Origin of the sequence: Acerihabitans arboris (genome assembly GCF_010131535.1) — a bacterium.
GTDB classification, from domain to species: Bacteria; Pseudomonadota; Gammaproteobacteria; order Enterobacterales; family Enterobacteriaceae; genus Acerihabitans; species Acerihabitans arboris.
In genome coordinates, this window is record NZ_WUBS01000006.1 from 87,014 (window position 1) to 102,234 (window position 15,221).

The following is a 15,221-nucleotide window of genomic DNA, read 5'->3' on the forward strand; positions in this document are numbered from 1 at the left end:
GTAACCTGGCGGAACCGTCTACTTTCGGCGGCGTGACGGTCCGGCTATCTCAATCTGCCCCGGCCAGCGCGCGATGCAGCGGCGAGACGTTAACGCCTCGGGCTACAAAACCACGCATCCATGCCGGGGCCTGCTCAAGCACCTGACGGGCGGCGGTCTCGGTATCGAATTCGGCAAATACACAAGCACCGGTGCCAGTCAGTCGCGACGGCGCGTATTCTAACAGCCATGAAAGATGCTGTTCAACCTCGTAAAAGTGTTTTCTTGCGATTGGCTCACAATCATTATGGAAAGGCCCGGCCAATAAGTCCTCAACCGAGCGTACCGGCGAGTCCCTTTTCAAGGCCGGATCGGCAAAGATAACCGGGGTTGAAATGCTTACGCCGGGGAGGGTGACCAGGTACCATTTTTCCGGCGGCGCGGCGGGGGTTAGTATTTCGCCGATTCCTTCGGCAAAGGCCGCGTGGCCCCGTACGAAGACCGGTACGTCGGCCCCCAGGGACAAGCCTGTACGGGCCAATTCCCCGCAGGAAAGACCACATTGCCACAAATGATTAAGGGCTACCAGCACCGTGGCGGCGTCGGAGGATCCGCCCCCCAGTCCGCCGCCCATCGGCAGGCGTTTGTGCAGCCGGATATCGGCGCCGGGCAGGGCAAAATTATTTTTTCCGCTCCACCGGCGGCGCTGCAGCAGCCGCGCCGCCCGGACGATGAGATTATCCTCGTCCGGGACGCCCGGCAACGGGGTCAGCAGGCGGATAGCCCCGCCCGCCGTTGGCTCTATGGTCAGGGTATCGCCGTAGTCAAGAAACTGGAACAGCGTTTGCAGCAAATGATATCCGTCGGCCCGCCGGCCGGTGATATATAAAAATAAATTGAGTTTGGCCGGCGCCGGCCATTGGCGAATCATTTCAGGTTCCAGCTATCCATTTTGAGTTTGATTCGCTGCTCGCCCTGGCGCAGCTCCAGGTTGGCCGGCAGTATCGGCCGGCCGTCGTCGTGATAGCCCAGATAGACCACCGTCCATTTCTGGCCTTCCTGGTCATAGTTGACCTGTTTGAGCAATCCACGGGCGTCCAGGGTGAAGTCGGTGGCGTCGCCCGGCAGTCCAAGCATCCATTTACGCAGGTTGTCGAGGGGGATATTCATGCCGGTCAGCTTTTGGATCATCTGCTGCGGATCGTTGCTGACATATTTTTTGCCCTGGTTGTTGGTAATCTGCGCCACGCCGGGCTGAACGTTCAAATCCATTTCGGTGCTGCCGAGCGGATTGGTCAGCAGCAGCCGGTAGCGATCGGCGCCGGTTTGCTGCCAGTTAAAGCGGGCATACACTTTTTGCTGGCCCGATATATAGGCAAAAGAACCGCGGGTTTGGTAACTGGCGAGCTGCGACACCGATTGTTGATGTTGTTGCCACTCGGGGGAGGTTTGGCTTTTTGCCGGACCCGAGGGCGTGTGGACGCTACAGGCCGCGAGGATCAGGCTGGCCAGCGGCAGCACGCGGTAGAAGGCTAAAATACGCTTCGGCATAGGGAACTGCTTCCTTAATTTTGCTCGTGGGTTCGACGTTAAATCAAAGGGTCAAAACCATGATAGCGTCAATTTTCACGCTAAGTTGCATTTATTTCATTACCGGCATCACAGCTGGATAGGTCGAAAATGCGGTGTGACTTTTCTTGATCACGCTCATCAAGTAGAATGCTCTCAAACGATAACCATACTAACACTCGTATTATTTAATAGCCGTAATCCATGACTCTGCTTGCATTAGGTATAAATCATAAAACAGCGCCGGTCGCGTTACGCGAGCGGGTGACGTTTTCGCCGGAAACCCTTGACCAGGCGCTGGTCAGCCTGCTCCAGCAGCCGTTGGTGCAGGGCGGTGTCGTGCTGTCCACGTGTAACCGGACCGAATTATACCTAAGCGTGGAGCAACAGGAAAATTTCAAGGAATCGCTGGTAAGCTGGTTGTGTGATTATCACCATCTGCGGCCGGACGAGGTGCGCCAAAGCCTCTACTGGCATCTGGACGACGAGGCGGTCAGCCATCTGATGCGGGTGGCCAGCGGGCTGGATTCCATGGTGCTCGGCGAGCCGCAGATTCTCGGGCAGGTGAAGAAAGCCTTTGCCGATTCCCAGCGCGGGCACTCCGTTTCCGGCGAGCTGGAGCGCTTATTCCAGAAATCCTTTTCCGTCGCCAAACGGGTGCGTACCGAAACCGAGATCGGGTCCAACGCGGTGTCGGTGGCGTTTGCCGCCTGTACCCTGGCGCGGCAAATCTTTGAATCACTGGCCGATGTCACGGTGCTGCTGGTGGGCGCCGGTGAAACCATCGAACTGGTGGCGCGCCACCTGCGCGAGCATAACGTCAAACAACTGATGATTGCCAACCGCACCCGCGAGCGGGCGCAACTGCTGGCCGACGAAGTGGGGGCGGAGGTTATCGGCCTCGCTGAACTTGACGGCCAGTTGGCCAAGGCAGATATCATCATCAGCTCCACCGCCAGCACCCTGCCGATCCTGGGCAAGGGCATGGTGGAACGGGCCATGAAACAGCGCCGTAACCAGCCGATGCTGCTGGTGGATATCGCGGTGCCGCGCGATATCGAGCCGGAAGTGGGTAAAATCCCCAATGCCTATCTCTATACGGTCGATGACTTGCAGGCCATCATTGAAAAGAATCTGGCGCAGCGCCAATCCGCCGCCGTCCAGGCCGAAACCATCGTCGAGCAGGAATGCCTGGATTTCATGGGCTGGCTGCGCGCGCAAAGCGCGGTGGAAACTATTCGTGATTATCGTTCCCAGGCCGATATACTACGGGCGGAAATGGAGCGGCGCGCCCTGGCGGCCCTCAGGCTCGGCGCCGATCCGGAGCTGGTTATTCGCGATATGGCCCACCGTCTTACCAACCGTCTTATCCACGCTCCAACCAAATCGCTGCAACAAGCCGCCCGTGACGGTGATGTCGAACGGCTGCAAATCCTGCGGGACAGTCTGGGACTGGACTAGCTCATTATACTAATAAGGTAAAACCATCACCTATGAAGCCTTCTATCGTTGCCAAACTGGAAGCGTTGCAAGAACGCCAGGAAGAAGTCGAGGTATTGCTTGGCGACGCCGGCATTATTAACGATCAGGATAGATTTCGCGCGCTGTCGAAAGAGTACGCGCAGCTGACCGGCGTTACCGCGTCCTTTAAGCGTTGGCAGCGGGTGCAGGAGGATATCCACACTGCGGAAATGATGCTCGACGACCCGGAAATGCACGACCTGGCGCAAGATGAACTGAAACAATCCAAGGCGCTGCAGGAAGAGCTTGAACAGCAGTTGCAGCTATTGCTGCTGCCACAGGATCCGGATGACGAACGCGGATGCTTCCTCGAGGTGCGCGCCGGCACCGGCGGCGATGAAGCCGCCATTTTCGCCGGCGATCTGTTCAGGATGTACAGCCGTTATGCCGAGACCCGGCGCTGGCGGGTCGAGATTGTCAGCGCCAGCGACGGCGAGCACGGCGGCTACAAAGAGGTTATCGCCAAAATCGACAACGACGGCGCCTATGGCCAGTTGAAGTTCGAGTCCGGCGGGCACCGCGTGCAACGGGTGCCGGAAACCGAATCCCAGGGTCGCATCCATACTTCCGCCTGTACGGTGGCGGTGATGCCGGCGATTCCGGCAGAAGAATTGCCGGTGATCAATCCCGGTGATCTGCGTATCGATACCTTCCGCTCTTCCGGCGCGGGCGGCCAGCACGTTAATACTACCGATTCCGCCATCCGCATTACCCATCTGCCCACCGGCCTGGTGGTGGAATGCCAGGATGAGCGGTCGCAGCATAAGAATAAAGCCAAGGCGCTGTCGGTGCTCGGCGCCAGGCTGCGCGCGGCCGAGGTGCGCCGTCGCCAGCTGGAGGAGGCGTCAACCCGGCGCAATCTGCTGGGCAGCGGCGATCGTTCCGATCGTATCCGTACCTATAACTTCCCCCAGGGCCGGGTGACCGATCACCGTATCGGCCTGACGCTTTACCGGCTGGATGAAGTGATAGAAGGCAAGCTGGACATGCTGGTCCAGCCGATCATGCAGGAGTATCAGGCGGATCAGCTGGCGGCGCTGGCAGAACAGTCCTGATGCGGTGCGTCCAGTGGCTTGATAACGCCTGCCGGCGGCTCGCCGGCGGCGACAGCCCCAAACGGGATGCGGAAATCCTGCTTGGTTTTGTCATCGGGCGCACCCGTACCTGGCTGCTGGCCTTTGGTGAAACCCCGCTTACGCCGCAAGAGCTTTCCCGTCTGGACGCCCTGTTGGAGCGGCGCGCGGCGGGGGAGCCGATAGCCTACCTGACCGGCGAGCGCGAGTTTTGGTCCCTGACGCTTCGGGTTTCTCCCGCCACGCTGATACCGCGTCCCGATACCGAATGCCTGGTCGAGCAGGCGCTGGCCTTGCTGCCGGACCTGCCGGCGGAAATACTGGATCTGGGCACCGGCACCGGGGCCGTCGCCCTGGCGTTGGCCAGCGAAAGGCCGTCATGGCGGGTGACCGGAGTGGATGTGCTGCCGGATGCGGTGGCACTGGCGCGCGAGAACGCCCTGCGCCTGGGCATCGCCAACGCGCGCTTCGAAACGGGAAGTTGGTTTAAATCATTGCAGGGAATGCGCTATACCCTTATTGTGAGTAATCCACCTTATATTGATGTGAACGATCCGCACTTAGGCCGGGGAGACGTGCGCTTCGAGCCGTCAAGCGCGCTGATGGCAGGCGACGGCGGGCTGGCCGATTTGGCGGCCATCACCGCAGGCGCCGGCGGACATCTGCAACCCGGCGGCTGGCTGGCGCTGGAGCATGGGTGGCGGCAGGGCGAGGCGGTGCGCGGGCTATTGTCACGCGCCGGCTTCGGCCAGGTGGGTTCGCGGAAGGATTATGGCGGTAACGAACGCGTATCAATGGGACAATGGCCGGGTTAAGTCCTGTCCCGTAATAACGATGCTGGAGCAGTGATGAGTGCTTATATGGCAATCAAGTACTTACATTTAACAACGGTAGGGATCACCATTACACTGTTTGTTATCCGTTTTTATTGGCGCTGGCGCGGTTCCCCCTGGTTAACGCGGGGGTGGGTGCGAGTGACTCCGCATATCAACGATACCTTGTTATTGATTACCGGCGCGACGCTTATCATCCTCTCAGGCCTCTCTCCTTTCAGTGCCAACGGCCGCTGGCTGCTGGATAAACTGGTGTTGGTCGTTGTTTACATCCTGCTCGGCTTCGTTGCATTGGGCAAACATACGCGGCGTGAAAAAATTCGCTGGCTGGCATTTATCTGCGGGCTGGCGTGTCTGTACACTATTTACCGGCTGGCTAGCAGTAAGCTTCCCCTGCTGACAGGATCTCTATGAGTAATATTGCGGATTTCGAATATAACCTTTCACCGCTCAGCGAGGGTGTCATACGTATTTCCCTTGCCATTCGCCAGGATTTTCCCGCCGATAGCGTCCGCCAGCAGTTGCGTGTGCTGGCTGATGAGGCGCGGGAACAGATCCCGATGGAGCTGAACCAGGACGAACAGCTGGGTCTGTTGATAAAATTGTTTTACCGCACCTGGGGTTTTGGCGGCGTAGGCGGGGTTTACCGCCTGTCGGACGCGTTATGGCTGGACAATGTGCTGGAGCGCCGCCAGGGCCTGCCCGCGTCGTTAGGCATTATCCTGCTGCACGTGGCGCAGGCGCTTGATATTCCCCTGCTGCCGGTGATATTCCCGACCCAGATGATCCTGCGCGCCGGCTGGCTTGACGGCGAAATGTGGCTGATCAATCCGATCAACGGCGATACGCTAGACGAGCATACCCTGGATATCTGGCTGCGCGGCAATATCGGCACCGGCATTGAACTGGCGGATGAGGATCTGGAAGAGGCGGATAACAATACCGTGGTGCGCAAGCTGCTCGATACGCTTAAATCCGCGCTGATGGACGAAAAACAGATGGAATTGGCCCTGGGCGCCAGCGAGGCAATGCTTGAATTTGATCCCGATGATCCGTACGAAATACGCGATCGCGGTTTGATTTACGCGCAGTTGGAATGCGACCATGTGGCTTTGTCGGATCTCAATTATTTTGTCGAGCAATGCCCGGAAGATCCGATCAGCGAGATGATTAAGGTACAAATACATTCTATCGAGCAAAAATCGGTGACCCTACACTAAACCCGATGACGCCCGGCATGACCCTGACTGGCATTTCGATTAAGATTATAAGGTATAGGTATGAAACAACTCGTGGTTAATATTGGCGATATTCCGGTGGCAAACGATCGTCCTTTCGTGCTGTTCGGCGGCATGAACGTGCTTGAGTCTCGTGAACTGGCCATGCGCATTTGTGAGCATTACGTGACCGTTACCCAAAAGCTGGGTATTCCGTATGTATTCAAGGCCTCGTTTGATAAAGCCAACCGTTCGTCCATTCACTCCTATCGTGGACCGGGCCTGGAAGAGGGCATGAAAATCTTCCAGGAGCTGAAAGCACAGTTCGGCGTGAAGGTGATTACCGATGTGCATGAAGCGGCGCAGGCGCAGACGGTGGCCGAGGTGGTTGATGTTATCCAGCTGCCGGCGTTCCTGGCGCGCCAGACCGATCTGGTGGAAGCCATGGCCCGTACCGGCGCGGTGATCAATATCAAGAAACCGCAGTTTATCAGCCCTTCACAGGTGGGCAATATCGTCGATAAATTTCGGGAAGCCGGTAACGAGCAGGTTATCCTGTGCGATCGCGGCAGTAACTTCGGCTACGATAACCTGGTGGTGGATATCCTGGGATTTAACGTGATGAACCGGGTATCCGGCGGCTGTCCGGTAATTTTTGACGTTACCCATGCGCTGCAGACCCGTGATCCTTTCGGCGCCGCTTCCGGCGGCCGTCGCGCGCAGGTAGGCGAGCTGGCCCGCGCCGGCATGGCGGTGGGTATTGCCGGTTTGTTTATCGAGGCCCATCCCGATCCGGATCATGCTAAATGCGATGGTCCCTCGGCGCTGCCGCTGGATAAGCTTGAGCCGTTCCTGGTACAAATGAAAGCCATCGACGATCTGGTGAAAAGTTTCCCGGCGCTGGATACGGGCAGCTAACCGGACCTCATTGGCGCGCCCTCCCTTTAACACGTTTGATTTGAGTGCGGTGAACGTGCGCGCGGCGTGCCATGAGTACATGGTCAATAAGCAATAACTGGGGGTAACCATTGGTATCCCTGTTATTGCCCGGCGTTCCGGCGTGTCAGTCGGCCGGTACCGGCCGGGGCTCGTCGCGCAGCGCCAGCTCCAGCGTACTGTAAAAGGCCAGTCGATCCGCTATCGGATGGATATTGGCCCGCGCCAGCGTTTTCAGCGGCTGGAAAGGAATATCGGTAATCACCAGTCGTTTGCCCGCCGGCAGGTGTTCACTGAAGTTCAAAAAGGCTTGCAGGCCGCCGGCGTCCAGCACCGGCACCGCATCCCACTGCAGGATAATCACCTGATCCCGGGCGGTGAGGGTGGCAATTTCTTCAAAGATACGCTCGGCGGCGGCAAAAAACAGCGGACCATTCACCCGCAGCACCCGGCGCCCGCCGGCGCTCTGCGGCAGTTCGCTGATACGCGTCATGTTGGCAATGCGCCGCATGAACAGCAGCGAAGCCAGGACGATGCCGACCGTAATGGCTATCACCATATCGAACAAGACCGTCAGCGACATACACAGCAGCATGACCACGATGTCATCTTTCGGCGCGCGGCGCAGCAGGTAAATCACCTTGCGCGCCTCGCTCATATTCCAGGCCACCAGCAGCAGCAGCGCCGCCATGGCGGAGAGCGGCAGGTAGGACAGCGCCGGCGCCAGCACCAGCAGCGCCAGCAGTACCAGCAGGGAATGCACCAGCGACGACACCGGCGAGGTAGCGCCCGCGCGTACGTTGGCCGCCGAGCGGGCAATGGCGGCGGTGGCGGTGATGCCGCCGAAGAACGGCGCGACAATATTGCCCAAGCCTTGCCCGATCAGCTCATTATTGGACTGATGTTTTTTACCGGTCATGCCGTCGAGCACCACGGCGCACAGCAGCGACTCGATGGCGCCGAGCATCGCCATGGAAAACGCCGCGGGCAGCAGCACGGAGATGGTATGCCAGTTCAGGCCCATCGGCACGCCGCGCGCGTCCGGCATATTCCAGGGTACCAGCCACTGCGGCAGGATCGGGGGAATGCCCTGGCCATGGGTGCCGTCCGCCAGTATATAGCCGAAACGGGTGCCGATGGTGGCCACCGGCATATCAAACAGCCATAACAGCGCCATGATGCCTGAGCCGACTATCAGCGCCGGCAGATGCGCCGGGAAACGGATGCCCAGGCGCGGCCAATAGACCAATACCGCCATGGTTCCCACGCCAATCAGCGTATCGCCGATGTTAAACGTCGGCAACGCGCCGACCAGCGCCGCCACCTTGCCGACATATTGTTCCGGCACCACCGGCAGGTATAGACCAAAGAAGTCTTTGATTTGCATGGTGGCAATGGTGATGGCAATCCCCGAGGTAAAACCCAGCGTGACCGACAGCGGGATAAACTCAATCAGTTTGCCCAGCCGGGCAAAACCCATGATCACCAGGATCAGGCCGGAAAGCAGGGTGGCTATCAGCAACCCTGCCAGCCCGAACTGCTGGGACACCGGATACAGGATCACCACAAAGGCCGCGGTGGGACCTGATACGCTGAATCGCGACCCGCCGCACAGGGCGATGACGATACCGGCGACGGCGGAGGTATAAAGCCCGTATTGGGGCGCCACGCCGCTGCCGATAGCCAGCGCCATCGCCAGGGGAATGGCAATAATGCCGACGGTAATACCGGCAATGATGTCTTTGATGAAGCGTTGAGTGGTGTAAGGTTCTTTCCAGCAGGCATCGATAAGCGCGCTGAACGGCCGTATTCCGGCAAAGAGACGATTTTTCATTAAAACAACGAGCCAAAACGTTAGCAGAGGCGGGCCGTGCGGTCCGTCGTAAAGAGCCGTTAAAATACCAGCTATGGGGAATGGAAAACCAGTACTACATCATTATAAAGGTGAAAAAGAACAGGCATGGCTACTATTTTGCTTTAAATTCTTTCTTATCGGCATAAAAAAGGGCTTTATGCCGCCGGGCGGCGTTGGGGACCCTCCATTTCCGCAGGCTGGTGGGCATTAAAAAATGAGCGGGGGAGCCGCGTTGCTCCCGCTAAGCGTTTCAATTTGAGGGGTATACCGTCACAGCATCAGGGTCATCACATAGGCGCCGAACAGAGCCAGATGCGCGGTTCCATTCAATACATTGGTGCGCCCGGTCGAAAAGGAGATTTGGCACAGTATCATCGAGGTTAATACCACCACGATTTGCGGCATGCCCAGGCCGAACGCCAGCGGATGGTCGGTGAGGATGGCGATGATGGTGACGGTGGGCACCGTGAGGGAAATCGTGGCCAGCACCGAACCGAAAAACAGGTTCATGGCGCGTTGCACCTGGTTTTTAAGCACCGCCCTGATGGCGCCCAGTCCCTCAGGCGACAGGATCAGCAGCGCGACCAGAAAACCGGTAAATTGCTGGGGGGCGTTCAGGTCGCCGAGCAGTTGCTCCAGCGGGCCGGCGTTGAACTTGGTAACGCTGACCACCGCCAGCAGGTGCAGCAGCAGCCAGATGCTGTGCCATCTGGAACTGTGGGCGGAGGGTTTGCCGTGCGAATCGTCGTCGTCGCCATCTTCATGCTCGTAGATGAAATATTTTTGGTGCGTTTTGGTCTGTATCAACAGGAATACGCCGTACATGGCGGCGGAGATGGCGGCGGCGAACAGTGCCTGCGCGGTGCTGAAATTTCCCTCCGGCAGGGCCGCGGGCAGCACCAGCACAATCACCACCAGCGGGATAATGGCCATCAGGTATTGCTTGATGCCGGCCAGGTTCACCGACTGGGTGGCAAATTTCCGACCGCCCAGCAGCAGGGAAAACCCTACCAGGCCGGTGGTAACAATCATGATGACCGAAAACAGGGTATCGCGCATCAGGCCCGGTGAGGCGTTGCCGGTGGCCATAAGCGCCGAAATCAGGCTGACCTCGAGGATCACCACCGACAGGCTCAGGATCAGGGACCCGAAGGGCTCTCCCAGCCGGTGCGCCAGCACATCCGCGTGGCGCACGACGTTGAACGCGCTGACCAGGATAGCGGCCAGGGCGATAAGATTGATGATAACCGTCACGGCGAAAGAGGGCGTGGCGCCCCATACTATCAATACCGCCAGCGCCGCAATGGGAAACAGCAGAGTATATTCCTTGTGACGCGTTTTGACACCTTGGACGGAGGATTTCATCGTAGTTGATCTCCTTGCAAAAAGTAAGGTCTGATACCGGATATCATTATAACCAGGCGCCAGCGATGATATTAATGGAACAAGCCTACCAGAAAACGGGCGAATATAACGTCAAGTTATGTATAAATCGCTGCTTCGATAAAAATAGGCCGTAATTCGCCGATAAAATACAATATGTAATCAATTTTACCGGGTAAATCACACCCTAGTGGAGGAAATGATAATAATTTTCTCTTTTTGCCGCCATATGTTACTTATCTAATGACGTATATTTGAAGGTTTTTATGAAGTATCGATATTAGGCACCTATAATTAGACTCATGTGCGTCGGCCTGTTGCCGGCCGTCCTGGCGAAGGCCTGCGAAGTTCCTATACTTTAGGGAGACTTTGTCAGCGCAGCCAAGGAGACGCACCATGCCTTATAAAAGCAATTCATCATTACCGGACAGCGTGGCCAACGCATTACCCAAACATGCGCAGGATATTTATCGCGAGGCGTTTAACCACGCCTGGGATCAATATGCCGATAAGTCGGCGCGGCGCGGTGATGAATCCCGCGAGCAAACCGCGCATAAGGTGGCCTGGGCCGCGGTGAAGCACGGTTACCAGAAAGGCGATGACGACAGATGGCATCCCAAGAAATAACCCAACGCCCCGGCCGCTCCCGCCATTATTTCCCCCGGATTGAAAGTAACGGCCTTGCCTGATATCTGCGCCGGGCAAGGCCGCCGCTTTTTTTAGCGTGATAAAGATCAAACTTGCCAGCGTCCCGATAAACGAATAATGTCATAATGTTCACAATAAAATAATTGACTCTTACATAATTCTTATTGTTAGTGTCGGGTGAACGGCTTTACCTTAGCCTGTGGCAACCGGGGCCTGGAGAAAACAAACGAGTGTTAACACGTGATTTTTTGCAAAAAGCCGACTGTAAGACCGCCTTCGGCATTATCGACGAGGCGCTGCTGCTGACCGCTGAACAACGCTCCGCCTCACTGCAAAATACGCTTTCGCGTCGACCGGACAATAGCCCGGTGTGGATCTTCGGCTATGGTTCCCTGATGTGGAATCCCATTTTTGAAGCGGACAAAGTCAGTCCCGCTACGCTGATGGGATGGCACCGCGCTTTTTGCCTGCGGCTTACCGCCGGGCGCGGCACCGCCACCCAGCCCGGACGGATGCTGGCCCTGAAGGAGGGCGGGCAGACCACCGGCCTGGCCTTCAGGCTGCCGGAGGAAAAATTGCATGAAGAGCTGGAATTGTTATGGAAGCGGGAAATGTTGACCGGTTGTTATATTCCGACCTGGACGGAGCTTAGGCTTGAAGAGGACGAAAAAGTCACGGCGCTGGCGTTTGTGATGGACCCGCAACATCCTTTTTTTGAAGCGGATACCCGCTCGCAGATTATTGCTCCGTTGATTGCCTGCGCCAGTGGTCCGTTGGGGACCAACGCCCAATATCTGTTTGCCCTGGAGCAGGAACTGAATAATTACGGGATGCATGATGAATGTATGGTCGAACTGGTCAAGCATGTCCGTCAACTGCTGCAGGCTCGTTCCGCTATCAACCGTCACCCCTTTGACGGCTCACCGCTCGCGCTCTAGTCTATGGCGGCGCAGCGCTTCCGGTAAATGGCAGGGTGAAAAGACCCCGGCCGGTTTTTATCCTGGCGTCAGCGTTGACGCATACCGCCCGGCATTGACCGGGCGGCGTGTCGCGCTTAGCGCGTTGGGGTGATAATCAGGAAGGGGAACGGCCGGGTGCGCCTAAACGCCGGACATGCTGGTCCTTGGTTAAAAATCTTGCCACCAGGCGTTTGCGCATGCGGGTAACAAACTGTTCCTGGAAGACGACGCACAGCGCGATGGTCATCAACAGATAAGTAACATACCCGCCGACAGACAGCTGTACGTTGCCCGCCGCGGCGATGCAACCGCTCCAATCGCTGAAGCACAAGTTGGGATCGCCGCGGAAAAACTGCTCCAGGGTGCGCCAAAGGTTGAATAAGGGCACATGCAGCGCGAACATGGACAGCGACGCCGCCCCCAGGCGCGGGGACCAATGCCGCAGCCATTCGCTGTCCGGGTTGCGCGCCAGGGCGCAAAGGTAAATCAGCGCAATCTGCGACGGCAGCAGCAGGCCGTTATGCAGCAGGAAATACCAGTATTTCGGCCCGTGGGTGAACAGCACCGCCGCGGCCACAAAACACCCAAGGATGGATAAGGCCATGGCGCGGCGTTGCCACAGGGTCAATACCTGCTCTTTGAGCCGGGCGCGGCGGAACAAGGCATAACCCAGTATCCCGCCGAAGAATTCCGGCACGCGAAAAATCGGCACCCGCTGCAGCAGGCCGGTATAGGGGACGCCGTACAAATGTTTCCATACCACCCACGCCGGCGGCAGCAGGTAAATCACCCAGATAACCGCCAGCCATAGCCAGGTGCGGCGCGCGTTCATCAGCCGCGGTGCAAACCAGGGGAAAAGGATATAAAAGAAAAACAAGGTGGAAAGCGACCACAGCGGCGCGTTAAACGTCAGGAAGTAGGGGTTCCAGGCCTGCATCAACAACAGCTGCAGCACGCTGTTGAAGGCCAGCTGGCCGTTGTCCATATAATGGCGGAACAGCTCCGGGTTGGTCTGGCCCAAAACTTCGTTGGTGTCGTACACCACAAAACGCACGCTGGCGGCCGGACCTTCGGGCGGGATGGCCAGCCATTGCATCAGCGCGATGACCAGGATGGACGACACCAGCGCCACGATATGGATCGGGTAAAGATTAAACAGACGCTTGGCCCAGAACGTGGCGGCCGGATCGCGCAGCTGATTGCCGCGCACATAGACATGCGCCAGCAGGAAACCGGATAAAACAAAAAATGAACTGGTGGCAAAAAAACCCATACTGGTCAGTTCACCGACCCCCCCGAGGCTTTGGATCTGGGGATAGGTATGGGCGGTATGGTAGAGCATGACATAACAGCCGAGCAAAAAACGCAGCCACTCTAAGCCAATAAATCGTTCCTTTTCTAAGGGTTTCATAACGTTATCTCCGGGCCGTAGTCTTGTATGGACTTTTTTTGTGGCGGGCAGGTGCCGGTTAAAACATAGCAGTTTAATAATTGTAGTTTAAAATGCTTAGTTGGCTTGGGTGTTAGCGACGATCCCGGGTTATGTTATAGTGCCCGTCTCGGGTTACTTTATGAGCAGTCCGGCATTGCGCCGGTCATCAAGGCGCCGCGCCTGTTTTCGGGTGCGAACTGAGAGGGGATATCATCCTTATGCCCTATCGTATGCAATGTCGTATGCCCTGTGAGCGGCCAGCTCACCTGCGCGCGTTTTTTCCCCCGCTGGCGCTGGGTGGCGTAATCATGGGCCTGTTGCCGCTAAGCGCAGCGGCGTTGACCCCGGATGAGACAACACCAGCAGGTGCCGAACAGCAGACTCTACCGGATTTGGGGAGCGGAAGTTTAAACGAAAGTGATACGGAAAAGAAGCTCGCGGCGCTGGCTAAACAGCTGGCCGCGGCCAATAACGACTCGGCCGATCGGTCCTGGCGTACCTATCTATTTAATCAAGCAAAAGAAAAGATGTTAAACCAATTGCAGCAGCAAAGTGAGAGCATGCTGCAACCGCTGGGGCATTCCAGCGTCTCGCTGGATGTTTCCCCGGACGGCGATGTGTCCGGCAGCGCGGGGCAGTTGCTGCTGCCGCTATTCGACAACCCCAATCGGGCCTTGACGTTCAGCCAGGTCGGCGTGCTGGGTACGGACCGGGGCGCGGTGGCCAATATCGGCCTCGGGCAGCGCTGGAATACCGGCCGCTGGCAGGTGGGCTATAGCCTGTTTTACGATCAATATCTCGAGCAGGAGTCTTTGCGGCGCGGCGCCCTCGGTGCCGAGGCGAGCGGTGATTACCTCCGTTTTTCCACCAACTATTATTATCCGTTGTCCGCCATGAAAGCCGGGCAAAACGCCGAGAGGTTCCTGCGGCAAACGGCCAGCGGCTATGACATGACCACCCGCGGCTACCTGCCGTTTTACCGTCAGTTGGGCGCCTCGGTGAAATATGAGCGTTATTATGGCGATAACGTGGATTTATTCGATAGCGGCAACTATCGCAGCGATCCATCGGCGCTGGAATTCGGGGTCAACTACACGCCGGTGCCGCTGATGAGCCTGACGGCCACGCATAAACAGGGCGACAGCGGCGAATCGCAGGATCACTATTCCCTGACGGTGAATTACCGGTTCGGCGTGCCCTTTGAACAACAGATTTCCGCGCGCTATGTCGCGGATGCGCACGCGCTGCGCGGCAGCCGTTATGATCTGGTTTCCCGCAACAATACGCCGGTGCTGGCGTTCAAGCAGCGCAAAACACTGTCGGTATTTCTCGCCACCCCGCCGTGGTCGCTGCATGGCGGCGAATCCCTGGAACTGAAACCCCAGGTTGACGCGCGTAATAAAATTACCGCCGTCAGCTGGCAGGGCGATACCCATGCGCTCAGCCTGACGCCGCCCGCGCGCGGCGACCAGCCGGACGGCTGGAGCATCATCATGCCGCAATGGGATGACTCGGCGGGCGCCGCCAACGAATACCATTTGTCCCTGACGGTGGAGGATGAAAAACAGCAGCGCGTAACCTCGAACTGGATCGTGCTGAAAGTCGAACCTCCATTAACCATCGGCGCCGGCAGCGGCGTTTATGAGTGAATTCCCTATGCGCATGGACGGGATTCGGGCATAGATGTTTTAACATCCGCCGGTCATCGTTTCCGCGCGCGCAGGCAAAAGGGCGGTCAGGTGATAAGACGTCCCGACGCACCGTTTTGGTGCCGTCGCGCGCGCTAATGAGGCATGGCCGCCAACCGGGAGCCGCC

General features: G+C 57.7%; 14 protein-coding genes. 9 read left to right on the forward strand and 5 right to left on the reverse strand.

Translation table 11 applies throughout. The features are described from left to right. Positions 1–49: 49 nt before the first annotated feature. Positions 50–910, reverse strand: coding sequence for a 4-(cytidine 5'-diphospho)-2-C-methyl-D-erythritol kinase (gene ispE / locus GRH90_RS09730; protein WP_162365746.1), 861 nt, complete (start codon positions 908–910; stop codon positions 50–52). Further along, entirely contained in the window at positions 907–1,530 is a 624-nt protein-coding gene (lolB, locus tag GRH90_RS09735; protein ID WP_162365747.1) for a lipoprotein insertase outer membrane protein LolB, read from the reverse strand. Before lolB ends, ispE begins: the two co-directional genes overlap by 4 nt. Positions 1,531–1,752: 222 nt before the next feature. Here lolB and hemA point away from each other — a divergent pair, with 222 nt between their 5' ends. The 6 genes from hemA to kdsA are packed head-to-tail and all read left to right on the forward strand — an operon-like array spanning position 1,753 to position 7,110. After that, complete coding sequence (gene hemA, locus GRH90_RS09740; RefSeq protein ID WP_162365748.1) at positions 1,753–3,009, forward strand: glutamyl-tRNA reductase; 1,257 nt, start codon at positions 1,753–1,755, stop codon at positions 3,007–3,009. 32 nt (positions 3,010–3,041) lie between these two features. Continuing rightward, a complete protein-coding gene (gene prfA, locus GRH90_RS09745; protein ID WP_162365749.1) occupies positions 3,042–4,124 on the forward strand; it encodes a peptide chain release factor 1 in 1,083 nt (360 codons plus the stop codon). Beyond that, positions 4,124–4,957 (forward strand): peptide chain release factor N(5)-glutamine methyltransferase, encoded by an 834-nt coding sequence (gene prmC, locus GRH90_RS09750; protein WP_162365750.1) that lies wholly within the window; start codon positions 4,124–4,126, stop codon positions 4,955–4,957. The genes prfA and prmC overlap by 1 nt, the downstream gene beginning before the upstream one ends. Positions 4,958–4,990: 33 nt before the next feature. Continuing rightward, positions 4,991–5,389: a SirB2 family protein gene (locus tag GRH90_RS09755; RefSeq protein WP_178113101.1), complete on the forward strand. Its 399-nt coding sequence runs from the start codon at positions 4,991–4,993 to the stop codon at positions 5,387–5,389. Beyond that, positions 5,386–6,195, forward strand: a complete 810-nt coding sequence (sirB1, locus tag GRH90_RS09760; RefSeq protein ID WP_162365752.1) for an invasion regulator SirB1 — start codon at positions 5,386–5,388, stop codon at positions 6,193–6,195. The genes GRH90_RS09755 and sirB1 overlap by 4 nt, the downstream gene beginning before the upstream one ends. Before the next feature lie 60 nt (positions 6,196–6,255). Continuing rightward, positions 6,256–7,110 (forward strand): 3-deoxy-8-phosphooctulonate synthase, encoded by an 855-nt coding sequence (gene kdsA, locus GRH90_RS09765; protein ID WP_162365753.1) that lies wholly within the window; start codon positions 6,256–6,258, stop codon positions 7,108–7,110. Positions 7,111–7,255: 145 nt separating this feature from the next. On the opposite strand, the gene dauA is transcribed toward kdsA, so the two are convergent. Next, positions 7,256–8,962, reverse strand: a complete 1,707-nt coding sequence (dauA, locus tag GRH90_RS09770; protein ID WP_162365754.1) for a C4-dicarboxylic acid transporter DauA — start codon at positions 8,960–8,962, stop codon at positions 7,256–7,258. A gap of 291 nt (positions 8,963–9,253) precedes the next feature. Next, positions 9,254–10,348, reverse strand: a complete 1,095-nt coding sequence (chaA, locus tag GRH90_RS09775; RefSeq protein ID WP_162365755.1) for a sodium-potassium/proton antiporter ChaA — start codon at positions 10,346–10,348, stop codon at positions 9,254–9,256. 414 nt (positions 10,349–10,762) lie between these two features. Between chaA and chaB the strand changes: the two genes are divergently transcribed. Together chaB and GRH90_RS09785 are read left to right on the forward strand one after the other, a co-directional pair. Continuing rightward, positions 10,763–10,993, forward strand: coding sequence for a putative cation transport regulator ChaB (gene chaB / locus GRH90_RS09780; RefSeq protein WP_162365756.1), 231 nt, complete (start codon positions 10,763–10,765; stop codon positions 10,991–10,993). A 251-nt stretch (positions 10,994–11,244) separates the two neighbouring features. Continuing rightward, positions 11,245–11,952, forward strand: a complete 708-nt coding sequence (locus tag GRH90_RS09785; protein ID WP_162365757.1) for a gamma-glutamylcyclotransferase — start codon at positions 11,245–11,247, stop codon at positions 11,950–11,952. Positions 11,953–12,088: 136 nt separating this feature from the next. Here GRH90_RS09785 and GRH90_RS09790 read toward each other — a convergent pair whose 3' ends face one another. Further along, positions 12,089–13,384, reverse strand: a complete 1,296-nt coding sequence (locus tag GRH90_RS09790; RefSeq protein ID WP_162365758.1) for an acyltransferase family protein — start codon at positions 13,382–13,384, stop codon at positions 12,089–12,091. Between the two features lie 239 nt (positions 13,385–13,623). Here GRH90_RS09790 and GRH90_RS09795 point away from each other — a divergent pair, with 239 nt between their 5' ends. Beyond that, the gene (locus tag GRH90_RS09795; RefSeq protein ID WP_162365759.1) at positions 13,624–15,054 is read left to right on the forward strand and encodes a YchO/YchP family invasin; all 1,431 of its coding nucleotides are present in this window, start codon (positions 13,624–13,626) and stop codon (positions 15,052–15,054) included. Positions 15,055–15,221 lie beyond the last annotated feature (167 nt).

Bases quoted from the DNA above. Each gene is read 5' to 3' on its own strand.
- ispE (WP_162365746.1), bottom strand. From the start codon at position 910: ATGATTCGCCAATGGCCGGCGCCGGCCAAACTCAATTTATTTTTATAT.
- prmC (WP_162365750.1), top strand. From the start codon at position 4,124: ATGCGGTGCGTCCAGTGGCTTGATAACGCCTGCCGGCGGCTCGCCGGC.
- lolB (WP_162365747.1), bottom strand. From the start codon at position 1,530: ATGCCGAAGCGTATTTTAGCCTTCTACCGCGTGCTGCCGCTGGCCAGC.
- GRH90_RS09790 (WP_162365758.1), bottom strand. From the start codon at position 13,384: ATGAAACCCTTAGAAAAGGAACGATTTATTGGCTTAGAGTGGCTGCGT.
- chaA (WP_162365755.1), bottom strand. From the start codon at position 10,348: ATGAAATCCTCCGTCCAAGGTGTCAAAACGCGTCACAAGGAATATACT.
- GRH90_RS09795 (WP_162365759.1), top strand. From the start codon at position 13,624: ATGCCCTATCGTATGCAATGTCGTATGCCCTGTGAGCGGCCAGCTCAC.
- kdsA (WP_162365753.1), top strand. From the start codon at position 6,256: ATGAAACAACTCGTGGTTAATATTGGCGATATTCCGGTGGCAAACGAT.
- chaB (WP_162365756.1), top strand. From the start codon at position 10,763: ATGCCTTATAAAAGCAATTCATCATTACCGGACAGCGTGGCCAACGCA.
- sirB1 (WP_162365752.1), top strand. From the start codon at position 5,386: ATGAGTAATATTGCGGATTTCGAATATAACCTTTCACCGCTCAGCGAG.
- prfA (WP_162365749.1), top strand. From the start codon at position 3,042: ATGAAGCCTTCTATCGTTGCCAAACTGGAAGCGTTGCAAGAACGCCAG.
- hemA (WP_162365748.1), top strand. From the start codon at position 1,753: ATGACTCTGCTTGCATTAGGTATAAATCATAAAACAGCGCCGGTCGCG.
- dauA (WP_162365754.1), bottom strand. From the start codon at position 8,962: ATGAAAAATCGTCTCTTTGCCGGAATACGGCCGTTCAGCGCGCTTATC.
- GRH90_RS09755 (WP_178113101.1), top strand. From the start codon at position 4,991: ATGAGTGCTTATATGGCAATCAAGTACTTACATTTAACAACGGTAGGG.